The organism is Aquabacterium sp. CECT 9606, assembly GCF_918741295.1.
Classification (GTDB): Bacteria; Pseudomonadota; Gammaproteobacteria; order Burkholderiales; family Burkholderiaceae_C; genus Aquabacterium.
In genome coordinates this window covers 1,110,082-1,124,767 of sequence record NZ_CAKKNB010000001.1, presented here as the reverse complement: position 1 = coordinate 1,124,767, position 14,686 = coordinate 1,110,082, and the positions used below count along the sequence as shown (strand labels likewise).

The window sequence follows — 14,686 nt, the reverse complement described above, 5'->3', positions numbered from 1 at the left end:
CACCCATGGCCAGCGACCACGCCTTCCTGGAAGCCTTGCGCCATGTGTTGGGCACTGAGGGGCTGGTCTTGCCTGGCGACGATGCGGATTCAACAGATCTGACAGCCTTCCTGCGCGACTGGCGCGGGCGTTATGTGGGCAAAGCCCTGGCCATTGCCCGCCCACGCGACACCTTGCAAGTGGCCGCCGTGGTCAAGCTGTGCGCCAGCCACGGTGTGAGCCTGGTGCCACAGGGTGGCAACACCAGCCTGGTGGGCGGGTCCATCCCGGATGGCAGCGGCAGCCAATTGCTGATCAACCTTCAGCGCCTGAACCAGGTCATCGCGGTGGATGCCGCCAACCTCTCGATGACCGTACAGGCAGGTTGCCTGCTGGCGCAAGTGCAAGAGGCCGCCTTGCAGGCTGGCCTGCTCTTCCCCTTGAGCTTGGCGGCCGAGGGCTCGTGCACGATCGGCGGCAACCTGGCCACCAACGCCGGCGGTACCCAGGTGCTGCGTTATGGCACGGCCCGCGAACTGTGCCTGGGCTTGGAAGTGGTCACGGCCCGGGGCGAGGTCTGGGATGGCCTGACCGCCTTGCGCAAAGACAACAGCGGTTACGACCTGCGCGACCTGTTCATTGGCAGCGAAGGCACTTTGGGCATCATCACGGCCGCCACGCTGCGCCTGTTTCCGCAGCCTGTCGGGCAAGTCACCGCGCTGGCCACCTGCCCCAGCCTAGACGCCTGCGTGGTGCTGCTGCAAAGCGCTCGTGCCCGTCTGGACGCTGGTTTGACCGGCTTCGAGGTCATGCACGCCTGGCCCATCGCCCTGGTCCGCCAATACCTGCCGGAGCAGGCCCGCGCCATGGCACCCTTGGTGAACGATGCGGTGGAAACCGCCACGGGGCCCGTCCCCGAATGGACGGTCCTCATCGACACTGCTCACACCGACTCAGACCTCGCAGCCCGGGCCGCTCTGGAAGCCTTGTTGGCCCAGGCGGTGGGCAACGGCGTCGTCCTGGATGCCACCATCGCCCAGAACCACGCCCAAAATCAAGCCATGTGGGCCCTGCGCGAAGCGATCCCCCTGGCCGAACGCCAGGAAGGGCTCATGGTCAAGCACGACATCGCCGTGCCCACCTCGGCCGTTCCAGAGTTCGTGCGGACCACGCAAGCGCAACTGGCCCATGCCTTCCCGGGTTGCAAGGTGGTCTGCTTCGGGCACCTGGGCGATGGCAATCTGCACTACAACGTGCAAGGCCCGCCCAGCGCGTCCTGCGCCAGCTTCGTGGCCGACCACGAAGCCGAGGTCAACCGGCTGATCTATGACACGGCCTTGCAATTGGGCGGCACCCTGTCAGCCGAGCATGGCATTGGCCAACTCAAGCGCGACGAACTGGCGCGGCGCAAATCGGAGGTGGCGTTGGACATGATGCAGGCCATCAAGCAGGCCCTGGACCCTCAAGGTCTGATGAACCCGGGGCGCGTTCTGCCCACCTCTCGGTGAGCATTGTTTCGCCATCAAACGGTCACACCCGTTTGCTATCTTGGGGCTTTGTACCCTGATCTTTTGAACCTCATGCGCCTCCAACCCGCTTGGTGGACGACAGCCTTTTGCACTGTCGCCGCAGTCGCCAACGCCCAGACCTCAGACCTTGAGCCCATTGCCGTCCAGGGTCACTACGACAACGCCGTCGGCAGCTCGGAGGCCGCATCGCAAGGGCGGATACGCAGCGAATTGCTCAAGAGCCGCCCCGCCCTTCGGCCCGGCGAATTGCTGGAGTTCGTGCCGGGCCTGATCGTGACCCAGCACAGCGGCGACGGCAAAGCCAACCAGTACTTCCTGCGCGGCTTCAACCTCGACCATGGCACGGACTTCGCCACCTCGGTCAATGGCATGCCCATCAACATGCCCACGCACGGCCACGGGCAGGGCTACACCGACCTCAATTTCCTGATTCCCGAACTGGTCGATCGCATCGACTACCGCAAGGGCCCCTACTTCGCGCGCGACGGCGACTTTGCCTCGGCCGGATCGGCCAGCATCGTCTACCGCCGCAAGCTGGACCAGCCCTTTGCGCAGCTCACCTTGGGTGAGCACCGGTACGCACGCGTGGTTGCGGGCGGCTCCACCACCCTGGCCAGCCAGCAGACCGTGCTGGGCCTGGTCGAGGCCACCCACAACGATGGCCCCTGGACCTCGCCTGAAAGGCTGCGCAAGCTGAACGGCGTGCTCACGGTGAGCGAAGGCAGCCAGGCCAAAGGCTGGTCGGGCAGCTTCATGGGCTATGACGCGCGCTGGCATTCCACCGACCAGGTGCCGCAGCGCGCCATCGACGCGGGCTTGATCAAACGCTTCGACGCCATTGACACCTCGGACGGCGGCGGCACCTCACGCTACAGCGTGTCGGGCGAATGGCGAGACCATGGCCCGGAAGGCGGCCTGCGCTTGTCGGCCTACCTGATGCGCTATGAACTGGACCTGTTCTCCAACTTCACCTACACGCTGGACCACGGCGCCGAGGGCGACCAGTTTGAGCAACACGACCAGCGCACGGTGATGGGCCTGACCGCCACGCGGGACTGGAACCACACACTGTGGGGCCTGCCCTCGCGCAATGAAATCGGTGCTCAACTGCGGCACGACAACATCCATGTCGGCCTGTTCGACACCGTGCAACGCCAGCGCACCGGCACGACGCGCGACGATGCGGTCAAACAAACCAGCCTGGGTCTGTACGCCGAGAACGAGTTGACATGGTCACCCTGGCTGCGCACGGTGCAGGGCCTGCGCGCAGACTCGGTGCAGTTCGACGTGAACAGCTCGCTGGCCGCCAATTCAGGCAGCACCTCGGCCACGCAGCTGTCGCCCAAGTTTTCTGCCATCTTCGGTCCCTGGGCCAAGACCGAGTTCTTCGTGAACGCGGGGCGCGGTTTCCACAGCAATGACGCGCGCGGCACCACGAGTCGGGTCGACCCCAAGACTGGTGGCGCCATCGACCAGGTGCCCGGAATGGTGGCCAGCAAAGGCCACGAGATTGGGGCCCGCACGGAAGCCCTGCCTGGCCTGCAGAGCTCACTGGCCTGGTGGCGCCTGGAATCCCAGTCCGAGCTGGTTTATGTGGGTGACGCAGGCACGACCGAGGCCAACCGCCCCAGCCGCCGCACGGGCATCGAGTGGAACAACCGCTGGATTCCGCAGCCCTGGCTGCTGGTGGACGCCGACCTGGCGTGGACGCGCGCGCGCTTTTCAGACACCGCCCCCGAAGGCGACCGCATTCCCGGCTCCGTCTCGCACGTGGGCTCGGTGGCCATCACCTTGCGCGACCTGGGCCCCTGGTCCGCCAGCCTGCAATGGCGCTACCTGGGCCCACGCGCGCTGGTCGAGGACAACAGCGTGCGTGCGGCCTCGACCCTGCTCACCAACCTGCGCGTGTCGCGCAAGCTGGGAAAGGACATGGACCTAACCGTGGACGTCTTCAACCTGGCCAATCGCAAAGTGAATGACATCGAGTACTTCTACGAGTCCCAACTGGCCAGCGAAGTGGCGCCTCAGGAAGGCCGCCACATTCACCCCGCCGAGCCGCGCACCATCCGCCTCACCTGGACGGCCCGCTTCTGATCCGGACGCCGATTCAATCGGCGAGTTGAAGGCGAAGTTGCACGGCCTCTGGCCGCATCGGCTGCACCCTGACCAGCTCGTCGAGCAGCGCACGGCCGGCAGAAACATCGCTGTTCAGCAAGGCCCCGGCCATGTGCAGCAGCGGATCGTAAGCGGGGCGGAAATCGGGGCTGATGTGCAGCACGGCCAGCAAGGGTTCACGCACTTGCGACAACATGTCCTGGACATCGCTTGAAGGACGCACCAGGCGACCGGCTTCGATGAACTGCTTGCGCGCCACCCAATAGGCGCTCAAGCGGCCTGCCCATGCGGGATCGACGGGCGCCGCCAACACCTCGTCCGGGCTGAGCGAGACTTCATTCAGGAAGGCCAGCAGCCGGTCTCGCGGCAGCGAATCGGGGGCATAGGTGATCCGCGGTGCGCGGTAGGCCACCACCGGAAGGTCATCCGTGTTGGGCAGGGCCTGCCCTGCGAAATGCGCCAAGGCTTTCGGCCCGGCCACCACGCTGCCCAGCAATGCCAACTCATCCTCGATCCCAAAGGCGGCTGGCGGCATCCGCATCTGGCTGGTGGCCAGACGTTGACGCAAACGTTCGACATCAAGGCGACCACCATCGGCCCGTCCCACCAAGCCCAGCACCGGCGTCTCCAGGCTGTTGCTCGCCAGGATGGCAAAACCTTGCGGGTACACGGCGATGAAGGACTGCACGATGCTGCGCAAGGTGGCCAGGTCCAACTGGTGCAATGGCAACCATTGGCAGAACGTCCCGCCCTCGGCCAGGCGCCCACGCACCGCGCGAAAGTGCTCCACGGTGTACAGCGCGCCCGAACCGCTGCGCGCTGGCTGGAAGTTGTCCGAGACGATCACGTCATAGGATTGGGCACTGGTCCGCACATAGCGCCGCGCATCGGCCGCCATCACGTGCATCTGGGGCAAAAGCCCTTCGCCATCGAAAACGCGCTTGAAGTGCTGCGAGGCATCGATGACCTCGGGCAACAACTCGACCACATCGACCTGCAGGCTGGGATCCTGCGCGGCCGAGCCCGAGGTCACGCCGGTGCCCAGGCCCAGAAACAAGGCCCGCTTGGGCGCCGGGTGCAGCAGCAGGGGCAGCAAGGCCTGACGTGCATCGACCAGGCGCGACGAGGTGCTGCCTTCCTGTTGCCGGTTGTTGATGCGCAAGCGCGCCACGCCCTGCGCGTCTTCCACCACGCTGACGGCGGCCATGACGCCCTCACGGTAGCTGACGATGTGGCCACCTTCAGGGATGTCGATGAAGGCCAGTTGCGGGGCCCCGACCACCATGGCCAAGCCAGCCAGCGCGGGGACCCAGGCCCATGGGGTGGACCAAGTCCGCCTCGTGGCCATCAGCAAGTAGGCCAATGCGATGATCAGCAAAGCCAGCTTGGGGCCCAGTGCCGGTGCCAGTAGCACGCCGAACAACGGCGGGGCCAAGGCCGCCGCCAGGGTATTGACACCCAATGAACGCCCAAAGCTGACACCTGCCTCGCGCGCACAGATGCACAGGTGGCTGAACAAGGCCCCCATCACGACCGTGGGCAAGCCAAATGCCATCAGCGCCAGGAAGGCCTCGGCACCAATGGCCAAGGCCATGCGATCACCAGGCACGGCGTGCAACACCCAGGCCTGAAGCCATTCAGCCGCCCACAGGGTGGCCGTGCCCAGCAGACAGGCCACGGCCAGCGCGCACAGCAGGCGGTCGGTCAAGCGCGCGGCATCGGCCATGCGGGCAAGCCAGCGCTGGTAAGCGGCGGCGCCCAGCGAGGTGCCCACCAGGTAGACGGCCAGCAGCATGGCGAAGGTGTAGACCGTGTCCTCGGCCACCTGACTAAGGACACGCACGACGACGACCTCGTAGCCGATGCCCAACAGGCCAGTCATGGCCAAAGCCAACTGAAGACGTTTTGAGCCTGGTACCAAGCACGGGTCTGCTCGATTCGAATTTTCAGGCGCCTCGCCAGGTGCCGGCAAAGTCGTCAAGGCCAGCACTGCACACAGCACATTGAGGCCGACACAAACCATGGCCGTGCGAACCAGGCCGATGTCAGGCACCAGCCAGAACGTGGCCCCCAGCACGCCCAGCACTGCACCGAAGGTGTTGCAGGCATAGAGTGCCGCGATGGAACGCGGGCCCGTGCGCATTTGCGATGTCACCCGCTCCATCGCTGGCAGCGTCGCCCCCATCGCGGCCGTGGCGGGTAAGAGCAGCAAAAAGGTGCCACTGAATGCCAAGCACCATTGCCGCCAAGGCGTGGGCTGCACCCCCGTGAGATCAAGCAGCCAAGCACTGAAAGGCGCCATCACCAACAGCAGCAACAGCCCCCAAGCCGCGATGACCGCTTCGCACACCGCGTACCAGCGCAGGGCTTGCGCACTGCGCTCGATGCGCGGCCCCATGAGCAAGGCGCCCAGGGCCAAGCCGCCAAAGAAAGCCGACACCACAGCCAGCACGGCGGCGGATTCGTGGCCAAGCCACAGCGCGCTCTGCTGGGTCCACACGATCTGGTAGCCCAGGCCGGCAAAGCCGGAAGCCGTCATCAGGAGCCGGGCAGCCCCTTGTCGCCAGACGGTGTTCATGTCAGCCGCTGAACTGGATGCCGTAGCCCCAGGAATCCAGTCGAGCAGGTATCGCATTGAACGCCATGGTCACGCGCCGCGGGCCTTCATTGGGCGGCACAGCATGCATCAGGTAGCTGGGAAATAGCACCATGTCGCCAGGCTGTGGCATGGGGCTGATCCACTTTTCGGCGTTGAAGGGGCCGGTGGCGATGCCGGCATGGTCGTTCTTGAAAGAGAAGTCCGTGCCGCCTGGCGATTTCATGAACACGGTGCGCGACGATTCATGTGTCGGTGTCAGGTACACCACGCCCGAGATGAAGCTGTTGGCATGGTTGTGCATGGCTTGGCGCCCGCCCGTGTCCAGCAGGTTGACCCACATCTCCTTGACCGACCAGCCCATGCGCTCACCAAAAAGCAAGGCCCCCAGCTCGCTCAGCTTGGGCGTGATCAGGGCTGCGGCTTCAACCAACAGGCCGCTGTCGCTGGGGCGCAGCATTTGCGTGTGCGAGAGTTGGGACGAGGCGTTGTTGTCGTGCACCGCCAAGCCGCTGAAGTGCTCCAACAGCCCCGCCAGCAATGCAGGCGGCAAGGCGCCAGGCACCCGCAAGAAGGGCGTGGGGAACAGGCTGATGACCTCGTCCATGGAATCAATCCAACTCAAATGAAAATGGCGGCCACACGTGACCAGGCCCAAAACGCCGCCATGGTGCCGATGCCATAGAGGGCGGCCGTGCGGGCCAGCGACACCGATGGCCAGCGCGACACCGCGCGCCACAGCGCCCAGGCCGCGGCCACCGTCATCAACTGACCGATCTCGACGCCCACGTTGAAGGTCAATAGCGCGACCAGCATGTGGCTCTCAGGCAGGCCGATCTCCTTCAGCGCACCAGCAAAGCCAAGCCCATGCACCAGGCCGAACAAGAAGGCCACCAGCGCGGGCCAGCGCTTGGCGAGCGTCTGCTTGCTGTGCAAGGCCTCAACGGCCACCAGCACGATGGACAGGGCGATCGCAGCCTCGACTGGCGGTGGGCGCAGCGCCAGGAAATCAAGCGCGCTCGCGGCCAGGGTCAGGCTGTGCGCCGCGGTGAAGGCGGTGATCGTCCACAGCAGGCGGCGGTTGAATCCCACCAGAAAGAGCAAACCGATCACGAACAGCAAGTGGTCGATGCCCCCGAGGATGTGCTCGACACCCAACGCCACATAGGCCGTGGCGATCTCGCCCATGCCGCGCCGGTCCTCGGCTGATCCGTAGAGGTGAACCGTGGGCTGCCCAGCGGTCAATGTGTAGACGCGCGTTTGCCCGTCCAGCCAGAAGACCTTCACGAGCGCGGCCGAGTAGGTCTTGCCCACCCCATCGATCGAGAGCGTGCCCCGCATGCCTGACTTGCCACAATGAAGGACGTTCAAGTCGACTTGGCAGCCTTCTGGCCAGATGGGCTTGAGGACGTCGGCGACACCGCCCTTCTCACCGGCCATCCATTGCCACAGGAATTCACCGGGCGCCATTTCACGCAACTGCATTTCGGCCATGCTCATTTCATGGGCCGACGCCGTGCCAGCCAACAAGGCCAAGCCCATCAGCAGGCCATTCAAACAGCGCCTCCACATCATGATGAGGGCCCTTCAAACCTGACCTTGTACTTTTTCTCAAGCGCACGCACGGCCGCGCTGCGTTGCGCAGCCAGGGTGGCATCGATCCAATCCTGCATGACCACTGGGCGCAAGACATCGAAATTGGCCGTTTGCGGGTGCGTGATGCCGTCGACACGGATCGCGCGCCAGCCTTCCTTGGACTGCTGTGCGCGCCATTCGCCCACAGGCGATGCTTCAAGCGCCTTGGCAAAGTCGGCGCCATAGCTTTGCACCAGGTTGGCCAGCGGCCTGGCCTTGAACACACGCAGGCCCGCGTTCACATCGCCCGGCGTGCCAGCGTTCAAAGCCGCCACGAATGCGCGCACGGCCTCTTCGGAGGGCTCGCCAGAGAGCACCGCCTCTTGAAAATCGAACCGGGCGGGCTCGTCGTACTTGGCGCGGTGGCTGTCAAACCATTGGCGCAGCACCTTGTCATCAACCGGCGGCAATTTGGTGTTGGCGTCCACCACGCTCAAGGCCTTGAAGATCACACGTTCGCGGATTGCTGTGTCGCCCTTGTCGACCTGCAGGGCCAAGCCTTCGCGGTACAGCACCTCGTTGTCAAGCCAGACACGGCGCAGCGCCGCCATCTCTTGCGGATTCGGATCGTGGCCGCGCGTGGCCTTGAACGTGTCGCGGGCCTCCTTGTCCACGGCAGCGCCCACCACAATGGTGTTGGGGTCATCGGCCTGGGCAACCAGGTAGTGGTCTACGGCGAACAGCAGGCCACCCAGGACCAGGAAGTGCAAAAGGGGTTCGCGCAGCCAATCAGGCCAGGAAGCGGTGGATGTTTTTTGAATCTGTACTGCACTCATCACATTCAGGCCGGCATGTAGTCAACGCTGAGCTCGGCATCCATGGCGCCCCCCTTTTCAAAGTACAGGCGCATGGCATAGCTCCGTGAGAGCAGCAAAGGCTGGGTCAGTTTCACCAGGCGCAGCTGCACGCCCGTTTCGCCCAACACGGTTTCCTGTCCGGGAAAGACCAGCAGGTTCACGCCAGAGCGCCCTTCAATGCCGATGATCTCGGCGCCTTCGGCCACGGGCGTTTCCACCCCGATCAAGCGGTCAAGTCGGCTGACCTGATCGATCTTCATGCAGACGATGGCTGACGTGGCATCTTTCACCGAAGCACGCGTCCACGGGTGGGTGACCCGCAAGGTGGGCGTGAAAAATTCGCAGGCTCGGGCCGAGGGCAACGCCCAGGTGAGCCCCATGGCCACGCCGGTTTGCAAGACGTGCCGGCGGCTGATGATCTGGTTCTTCATGTCAATTCACCTTTCGATGATGGATTGTCCAAAAGCAATGTGACAAAACACTCAGCCCGCCGGATGGCGGGCTGACAACGCCCCGAACAGCGGGGTGTCCCAGGTCGTTGAAGACCGATTACTTGACGCCCGCCACCAGCGTGGAGCCGCCCACTTCAACGTAGATGGGGTTGCTGTAGAACCACAAGTCCGCCCAGGCGGCCACGTCATACGCGACCATCTTGGTCCCGCCCACCACCGGCAAATGCGCCGGGCAACCGTTGATGGCCCCCGCGCTGGCTGGCCAGCTGACCGCATTGGTCGGCACGTTGGTGCCAGGGGTCGTGCAAGGGATCTTCAGCATCGCCGTGTTGCTGGCGTTGGTGTAGATGTCGGCCAGGGGGTTGCCGTTGGCATCGGTCTCATAAGGCACGGCCGCCGGCAGGTTGGTGCCGCGCAAGCGAACGTACTGCGATGCCGACACGGCCGGGATGCGGTAAGTCATCTTTCGGAACTGGCTGCCGTCCACGCTCGAAGCGAAGGCCGTCCAGGGCGTCGTCGTGCTGCCACTGAAGGTCTTGATGAGGGACGCCGTGGTGTTCTTGGCCGCAGCCGGAACCACCGCCAGACCCGCCGTCGTGCCATCGGCCTTCAGCCAGTTGAGGTTGCGCGGCCATTCACCCGCGTAGTCCGCCGAACCGGGCGTCTTGTAGCCACTGACCATGCCGCGGATCAGATCAATGTGATCGAGCACGGGCGCGTTCATGGGCTGGTTGACGCCAATCTGCGCCAGGGACGGGTTGGGGAAGGAGTACGGCGAGTTGTTCGTGCCGACGGGATCGCGCACGACCACCGAGACCACGATCTCGGCACCCGGGCGCACCACGAGCTTTTCACCCATGGTGGCGCAGCCGCTGGCCGTGATGTCGGTGTTGGTGGTGGCCGCGTTGACCGCCAGAGACTCGACCGACGCGTTCGAGCGTGCGCCCAGGCCAGGGTACGACGCGCAGGCGATGAAGGCCAGGCGGTCGATGATCTGGCCGCTGGCGGCCCAGTTGTTGCCGGTGCGCAGTCCGTCGACGATGGTCTGCGGACGCAGCTTGTCTGCGCCATTGCGAACCATCGTGTAATTGCGCTGGTACTCGCCGGGCAGGAAATCCTGGGTCGAGCGGCGGTCATCCGGGCCAAAGGTGCCCCGGTTATGCCAGTCAGAGCTGGCGAAGAACCAGAAGTTGCGGCCCTCGCCCAACAAGGCATCCCACACACCGCCGATCACCGCGCCATAGACGCCCGTGCCACCGTAGGTCGTGCCTCCCACAGAGTCGACGTTCGTGGTCGAACCCGTGAAGCCGCCATTGCGCAGCGGACGATACTCGCCCCGGTCGCTGGAGGCGCCATGGCCAGGCTGGGTCTCGAAGCCGAAGGCCACATTGGGCGCCGTGTTGTTGAAATTGCGCAGGTGCTCAACGTTGAAGCCGTTGTTGCCATCGGGGTTGAACGGACCGGCGCGCTCCAGGTGAGCAGGCACGTAGTAGCTGCCGTTGGCGTGCTTCTCGGCCATCCACTTCAGCGCTTCCAGCGTCTTGTTGTGGCCCCTGGTCCCGGTGCCGGCGCCGCTGGCGGGCATCAGCTTCTGGGCGGTGGCATTCCAGCTCACGTCGGCGGCGTTCAAGCTGCCCGTGACCGAGCAGTTCCAATTGTTGCCCACAACCGAGTTGGTGGTGTTGCCCCGGCTGGTGTCGGTGTCGCCACGGTCAAAGCAATAGCTCCATTGGGCCAGTGCATTGGCATTGCCCTGAGGCGTGTAGCCAGGCGTGGTGGGCAGGATAGCGTTGTCCAATGAAGCTGGGACCTGTCCGGTGATGATGGACATCGAGGTGTGCTCGTGACCGGCCACCACCGACTCCAGCCCCAGGAACACGGGCTGGTTCTTCTGCGCCCCCAGGTATTCCACCACGGGGTATTGGAACTCCTGCAGGGACTGCCAGCGCCACATGTTGCCCGTGCCGCCCACGCCGCCGCCCACGCCCTTGATGTTGGCCGCGCCAATGCTGTTGGCCCAGGTCGTGGTGGGGCCGCTGCCCGAAACGAAAGGATAGGCCGGTGTTTCCAGCGTCGCGTCTTCCACCAACGTGCAATTGCGGTTGCCATTGCCGCCGTGGCCCGCTTGCACGAACCAGTCCAAGCCAAAGTTGCCTGCGCTCTTCTCCGTGGATTTCTTGATCAATTTCTGCATCGAGATGGAGCCATCCGAGCAGGTCGTGTGGTTGTGAAAGTCGCCAGCCACATACTTGCCAGACACTTTGGCAGCGGTGGCCAAAGTAGGCGCGCTGGCCAGCGTGGCCGCGCCGATGACCGCGATCACCGCGAGGGTGACCTGGCTCTTGCTGAATTTGAATTCCATTCTGACTACTCCTGGTTCGATCTGACTTGGCAAGGCGCCGATAGACCGGACAAGGTTAGGCATCAATGGTGACGTGCCCGTGACGGCACACATGGGCGAATGATCCCATTTGCCCCGGTCCTGCATTCATGAATTTGTCGCCATTGCTCCATAGACTGGATTGGCATACCCATCCACTGGAGTTCTGAATGAAGCTGTTAACCGCCCTCCCTTTCCTCGCTGCGCTCGCCACCGCCCCCACCATGGCTTCGGCTTCCACCGTTGTTCTGGACTTCGAGCAAAACTGGCAATACGGTGAGTCCATCGACAACGTCTACGCCGCCAACGGCGTGTCGTTCACCAACGTGTTGGGCCTGTCCAATGACAACGACTTCACTTACTACAGTGGCGCGCCTTCTCCCGTCGGCGTGGCCATGGCGCAACTGGATGGCGTGGTGAACACCTCGGCGTTCATGAACGTGGCAGCCGGCGTCAATGGGGCCATCTCTTTTTACTACGCCAGCCCGTCTGACGTCTTGGGCGCTGTGAAGGCTTACTCTGGTCTCAACGGGACGGGCGAGCTGCTGGGCACCTTCGACCTGGTGAGCAATGGCACCGGCTACGACGTCTGGACGCCCACCACGTTCAGCTTCACCGGTGTCGCACTTTCATTTGATCTGACGGGCAGCGCCAACAGCGTTGGCCTGGACAACATCAGCATCAATGCCGTGCCCGAGCCAGAAAGCTATGCCCTGGCCTTGCTGGGTCTGGGCGTGGTGGCCGCTTTGAGCCGCCGCACCAAGCGTCAATAAAACAGCCCTTCAGTCGGCGGCGATCTGCCAGTCCAACTGGCAGACTCCCGCCCGCCATTGCTTGAGCCACATCATCCCGACGATGGTCTTGGCATCGGTCAGCAAACCCTGTTGCATCCACAGGTCGAGCTCTTCGGCCGTGGCCGTGAACACGTCCAGGAACTCGCCGTCGTCCAGGTGGCGTTCGCCCAAGGTCAAGTCGTCGGCAAACCAGATCTCGATGATCTCGGTGGCGTAGCCGATCACGGGGTGCATGATGCCGGCCTTGGCCCAGCGCTTGGCGCGGTAGCCGGTTTCTTCCCACAGCTCACGTTGGGCGCAACTCAGGCCACCCTCACCCGCATCCAGCTTGCCAGCGGGAAACTCGATCATGGTCTGGCGCACGGGATAGCGGTATTGCCGCTCCATCACCAGGCCGCCATCGGGCAGCATCGCGACGATCATCACGGCACCCGGATGAACCACATACTCTCGCCCTGCTTCACCGCCATTGGGCAAGCGCACGCGATCACGGCGCAGATCGATGAAGTGGCCTTGGTAGACCTGCCGCGATTCGATGGTCTCTTCGCGCAGGTGGTCATCGTTGAAAGCGGGCTTGGCGGAATCCATCAGTTCAGTGCACCGCGTTGCGGCGCAAATAACGCCATACAAACCCGGGAAAGGCCAGGGTCATGAAGGTCAGTGTGCCCACGGCGTAGAACTCCCAGCGCTGCGGACTGGCCTGACCCAGCTGCGCCTCAAGGGCCCGCCCCAGGCCAAAGACCAGGCCGGCATACACCAGCATCTCCAGCAAGCGCACGAAGAGCGACTTGGGTACCCGCCGGGGGCCCACCAGGAAAAGGCGGTTGTTCAGGAAAGGCGCGTTGGCGGCCAGGATGGCCACCGCCAGCACGGCGACCACCGCCCAGCCTGGGATCAGACCGCCCATGCGCGGTCAGCCCGCCAGCGACTGGGTGATGGCGCGGGCGCACAAGGCCATCAAACCGCCTGGCAGGATGCCCAGGCCCAGCACCGCGATCGCGTTGACGGACAGCAAGGCACGGGCCTCGCCATTGGCCGTGACAGGCGTGGTGTCGGTGGGCTCGTCGAAGTACATGACCTTGACGATGCGCAGGTAGTAGAACGCCCCCACCAGCGACAGCATCACCGCGGCGATGGCCAACTGCAGGTGCAAAGCCGAACTGGTGGTGACCAGCGATTGCAGCACCGCCAGCTTGGCATAGAAGCCCACCGTGGGCGGCAAGCCCGCCAACGAGAACATGAAGATCGCCATCACGGCGGCCATCTGCGGACTGCGCTTGTTCAAGCCCGCCAGGTCAGAGACCTGCTCGGCCTCGAAGCCAGGGCGCGACAGGAACATGATGATGCCGAAGGTGCCCAGGGTGGTCAGCACGTAGGTCAGCACGTAGAACAGCGCCGAGCCATAGCCGTTGCTGGACGACAAGGTGTTGCCCGATACCACGCTCGGCACGAAGCCCAGCAGCATGAAGCCCAATTGCGCGATGCCCGAATAGGCCAGCATGCGCTTGAGGTTGGTCTGCGCGATGGCCGCCAGGTTGCCCAGCGCCATCGAGGCCACGGCCAGGATCATCAGCATCTGTTGCCAATCGGTGGCCGTGTTGATCAGGCCTTCCACCAGCAGGCGGATGGTGATCGCAAATGCGGCCAGCTTGGGCGCACCGGCCACCATCAAAGTGGCGGCCGTGGGCGCACCCTGGTACACGTCAGGGATCCACATGTGGAAAGGCACGACCCCCAGCTTGAAAGCCAGGCCTGACACGATGAACACCAGGCCAAAGACCAGCACCTGTTTGTTGATCTGGCCCGACAGCGTGGCCTTGTAGACCTCGCCCAAATCCAGCGACCCGGTGGCGCCGTACATCATCGACAGGCCGTACAGCAGGAAGCCGCTGGCCAGCGCGCCCAGCACGAAGTACTTCATGGCCGCTTCGGTCGATTGCGAATGGTCGCGGCGCAAGGCCACGAGTGCGTATGACGACAGCGACATCAGTTCCAGACCCAAATAGATGGTCAGGAAGTTGTTGCCGATGATCATGATCGAGATGCCCAGCAAGGCGAACATGCTCAGCGTGAACAGCTCACCCTTGAGGATGTCTCTCGCCCCAGCGTAGGTCTGCGAATAGACCAGGCTGGCCATCACGGCCAAGGTGGCGCACAGGCTCAGCAAGTGCCCCATCGGGTCGGTCACGACCATGCGCTGCATGGCGTAGCTGGAGCTGCTGGCATCCAGCGCACCCAGGTGCAGGCCAGCCACGGCGGCCAGCGAGATCATGGTGAGAATGTAGGTCGGCAGGCGGCGCGGGTGCGTCACGAACAGGTCCACCAGCGCGACCACGCAGGCCATGGCCAGCAACAGGATCTCGGGGGCGACCACGAGCCAATTGAGTTGTGTCATGTTGTTCTCGGGCC

Annotated in this window: 12 protein-coding genes; 3 read left to right on the top strand and 9 right to left on the bottom strand. The window is 64.1% G+C overall.

Features of this window, described 5'->3' with window-relative positions; genetic code table 11:
• Positions 1-5: 5 nt before the first annotated feature.
• Both LQ232_RS05250 and LQ232_RS05245 read left to right on the top strand, forming a co-directional pair.
• The gene (locus LQ232_RS05250; RefSeq protein ID WP_230179306.1) at positions 6-1,487 is read left to right on the top strand and encodes an FAD-binding oxidoreductase; all 1,482 of its coding nucleotides are present in this window, start codon (positions 6-8) and stop codon (positions 1,485-1,487) included.
• A gap of 72 nt (positions 1,488-1,559) precedes the next feature.
• Entirely contained in the window at positions 1,560-3,602 is a 2,043-nt protein-coding gene (locus LQ232_RS05245; RefSeq protein ID WP_230179305.1) for a TonB-dependent receptor, read from the top strand.
• A gap of 13 nt (positions 3,603-3,615) precedes the next feature.
• Here the strand turns inward: LQ232_RS05245 and LQ232_RS05240 are convergent, their stop codons facing one another.
• From LQ232_RS05240 to LQ232_RS05215, 6 genes are all read right to left on the bottom strand, one after another.
• The gene (locus LQ232_RS05240) at positions 3,616-6,201 is read right to left on the bottom strand and encodes a fused MFS/spermidine synthase (RefSeq protein ID WP_230179304.1); all 2,586 of its coding nucleotides are present in this window, start codon (positions 6,199-6,201) and stop codon (positions 3,616-3,618) included.
• Between the two features lies 1 nt (position 6,202).
• Positions 6,203-6,826, bottom strand: a complete 624-nt coding sequence (locus LQ232_RS05235) for a putative 2OG-Fe(II) oxygenase (protein ID WP_230179303.1) — start codon at positions 6,824-6,826, stop codon at positions 6,203-6,205.
• A 14-nt stretch (positions 6,827-6,840) separates the two neighbouring features.
• Positions 6,841-7,794, bottom strand: a complete 954-nt coding sequence (locus tag LQ232_RS05230) for a HupE/UreJ family protein (protein WP_230179302.1) — start codon at positions 7,792-7,794, stop codon at positions 6,841-6,843.
• Positions 7,791-8,630, bottom strand: a complete 840-nt coding sequence (locus tag LQ232_RS05225) for a peptidyl-prolyl cis-trans isomerase (protein WP_230179301.1) — start codon at positions 8,628-8,630, stop codon at positions 7,791-7,793. The genes LQ232_RS05230 and LQ232_RS05225 overlap by 4 nt, the downstream gene beginning before the upstream one ends.
• A gap of 5 nt (positions 8,631-8,635) precedes the next feature.
• Complete coding sequence (locus tag LQ232_RS05220; protein ID WP_230179300.1) at positions 8,636-9,082, bottom strand: copper chaperone PCu(A)C; 447 nt, start codon at positions 9,080-9,082, stop codon at positions 8,636-8,638.
• Between the two features lie 118 nt (positions 9,083-9,200).
• On the bottom strand, positions 9,201-11,465 hold the full coding sequence (locus LQ232_RS05215) for a hypothetical protein (protein WP_230179299.1): 2,265 nt from the start codon (positions 11,463-11,465) through the stop codon (positions 9,201-9,203).
• 188 nt (positions 11,466-11,653) lie between these two features.
• Between LQ232_RS05215 and LQ232_RS05210 the strand changes: the two genes are divergently transcribed.
• Complete coding sequence (locus tag LQ232_RS05210) at positions 11,654-12,256, top strand: PEP-CTERM sorting domain-containing protein (protein WP_230179298.1); 603 nt, start codon at positions 11,654-11,656, stop codon at positions 12,254-12,256.
• 9 nt (positions 12,257-12,265) lie between these two features.
• Here the strand turns inward: LQ232_RS05210 and LQ232_RS05205 are convergent, their stop codons facing one another.
• Genes LQ232_RS05205 through nuoN form a run of 3 tightly spaced genes read right to left on the bottom strand, consistent with a single transcriptional unit; the run spans position 12,266 to position 14,672 of the window.
• Positions 12,266-12,865: an NUDIX domain-containing protein gene (locus tag LQ232_RS05205; RefSeq protein WP_230179297.1), complete on the bottom strand. Its 600-nt coding sequence runs from the start codon at positions 12,863-12,865 to the stop codon at positions 12,266-12,268.
• A 4-nt stretch (positions 12,866-12,869) separates the two neighbouring features.
• Positions 12,870-13,184, bottom strand: a complete 315-nt coding sequence (locus LQ232_RS05200) for a DUF2818 family protein (protein WP_230179296.1) — start codon at positions 13,182-13,184, stop codon at positions 12,870-12,872.
• 6 nt (positions 13,185-13,190) lie between these two features.
• Positions 13,191-14,672 (bottom strand): NADH-quinone oxidoreductase subunit NuoN, encoded by a 1,482-nt coding sequence (nuoN, locus tag LQ232_RS05195; RefSeq protein WP_230179295.1) that lies wholly within the window; start codon positions 14,670-14,672, stop codon positions 13,191-13,193.
• Positions 14,673-14,686 lie beyond the last annotated feature (14 nt).

Excerpts from the sequence above, each read along its gene's own strand:
- LQ232_RS05250 (WP_230179306.1), top strand. The coding sequence starts at position 6 with ATGGCCAGCGACCACGCCTTCCTGGAAGCCTTGCGCCATGTGTTGGGC.
- LQ232_RS05245 (WP_230179305.1), top strand. The coding sequence starts at position 1,560 with ATGCGCCTCCAACCCGCTTGGTGGACGACAGCCTTTTGCACTGTCGCC.
- LQ232_RS05240 (WP_230179304.1), bottom strand. The coding sequence starts at position 6,201 with ATGAACACCGTCTGGCGACAAGGGGCTGCCCGGCTCCTGATGACGGCT.
- LQ232_RS05235 (WP_230179303.1), bottom strand. The coding sequence starts at position 6,826 with ATGGACGAGGTCATCAGCCTGTTCCCCACGCCCTTCTTGCGGGTGCCT.
- LQ232_RS05230 (WP_230179302.1), bottom strand. The coding sequence starts at position 7,794 with ATGATGTGGAGGCGCTGTTTGAATGGCCTGCTGATGGGCTTGGCCTTG.
- LQ232_RS05225 (WP_230179301.1), bottom strand. The coding sequence starts at position 8,630 with ATGAGTGCAGTACAGATTCAAAAAACATCCACCGCTTCCTGGCCTGAT.
- LQ232_RS05220 (WP_230179300.1), bottom strand. The coding sequence starts at position 9,082 with ATGAAGAACCAGATCATCAGCCGCCGGCACGTCTTGCAAACCGGCGTG.
- LQ232_RS05215 (WP_230179299.1), bottom strand. The coding sequence starts at position 11,465 with ATGGAATTCAAATTCAGCAAGAGCCAGGTCACCCTCGCGGTGATCGCG.
- LQ232_RS05210 (WP_230179298.1), top strand. The coding sequence starts at position 11,654 with ATGAAGCTGTTAACCGCCCTCCCTTTCCTCGCTGCGCTCGCCACCGCC.
- LQ232_RS05205 (WP_230179297.1), bottom strand. The coding sequence starts at position 12,865 with ATGGATTCCGCCAAGCCCGCTTTCAACGATGACCACCTGCGCGAAGAG.
- LQ232_RS05200 (WP_230179296.1), bottom strand. The coding sequence starts at position 13,184 with ATGGGCGGTCTGATCCCAGGCTGGGCGGTGGTCGCCGTGCTGGCGGTG.
- nuoN (WP_230179295.1), bottom strand. The coding sequence starts at position 14,672 with ATGACACAACTCAATTGGCTCGTGGTCGCCCCCGAGATCCTGTTGCTG.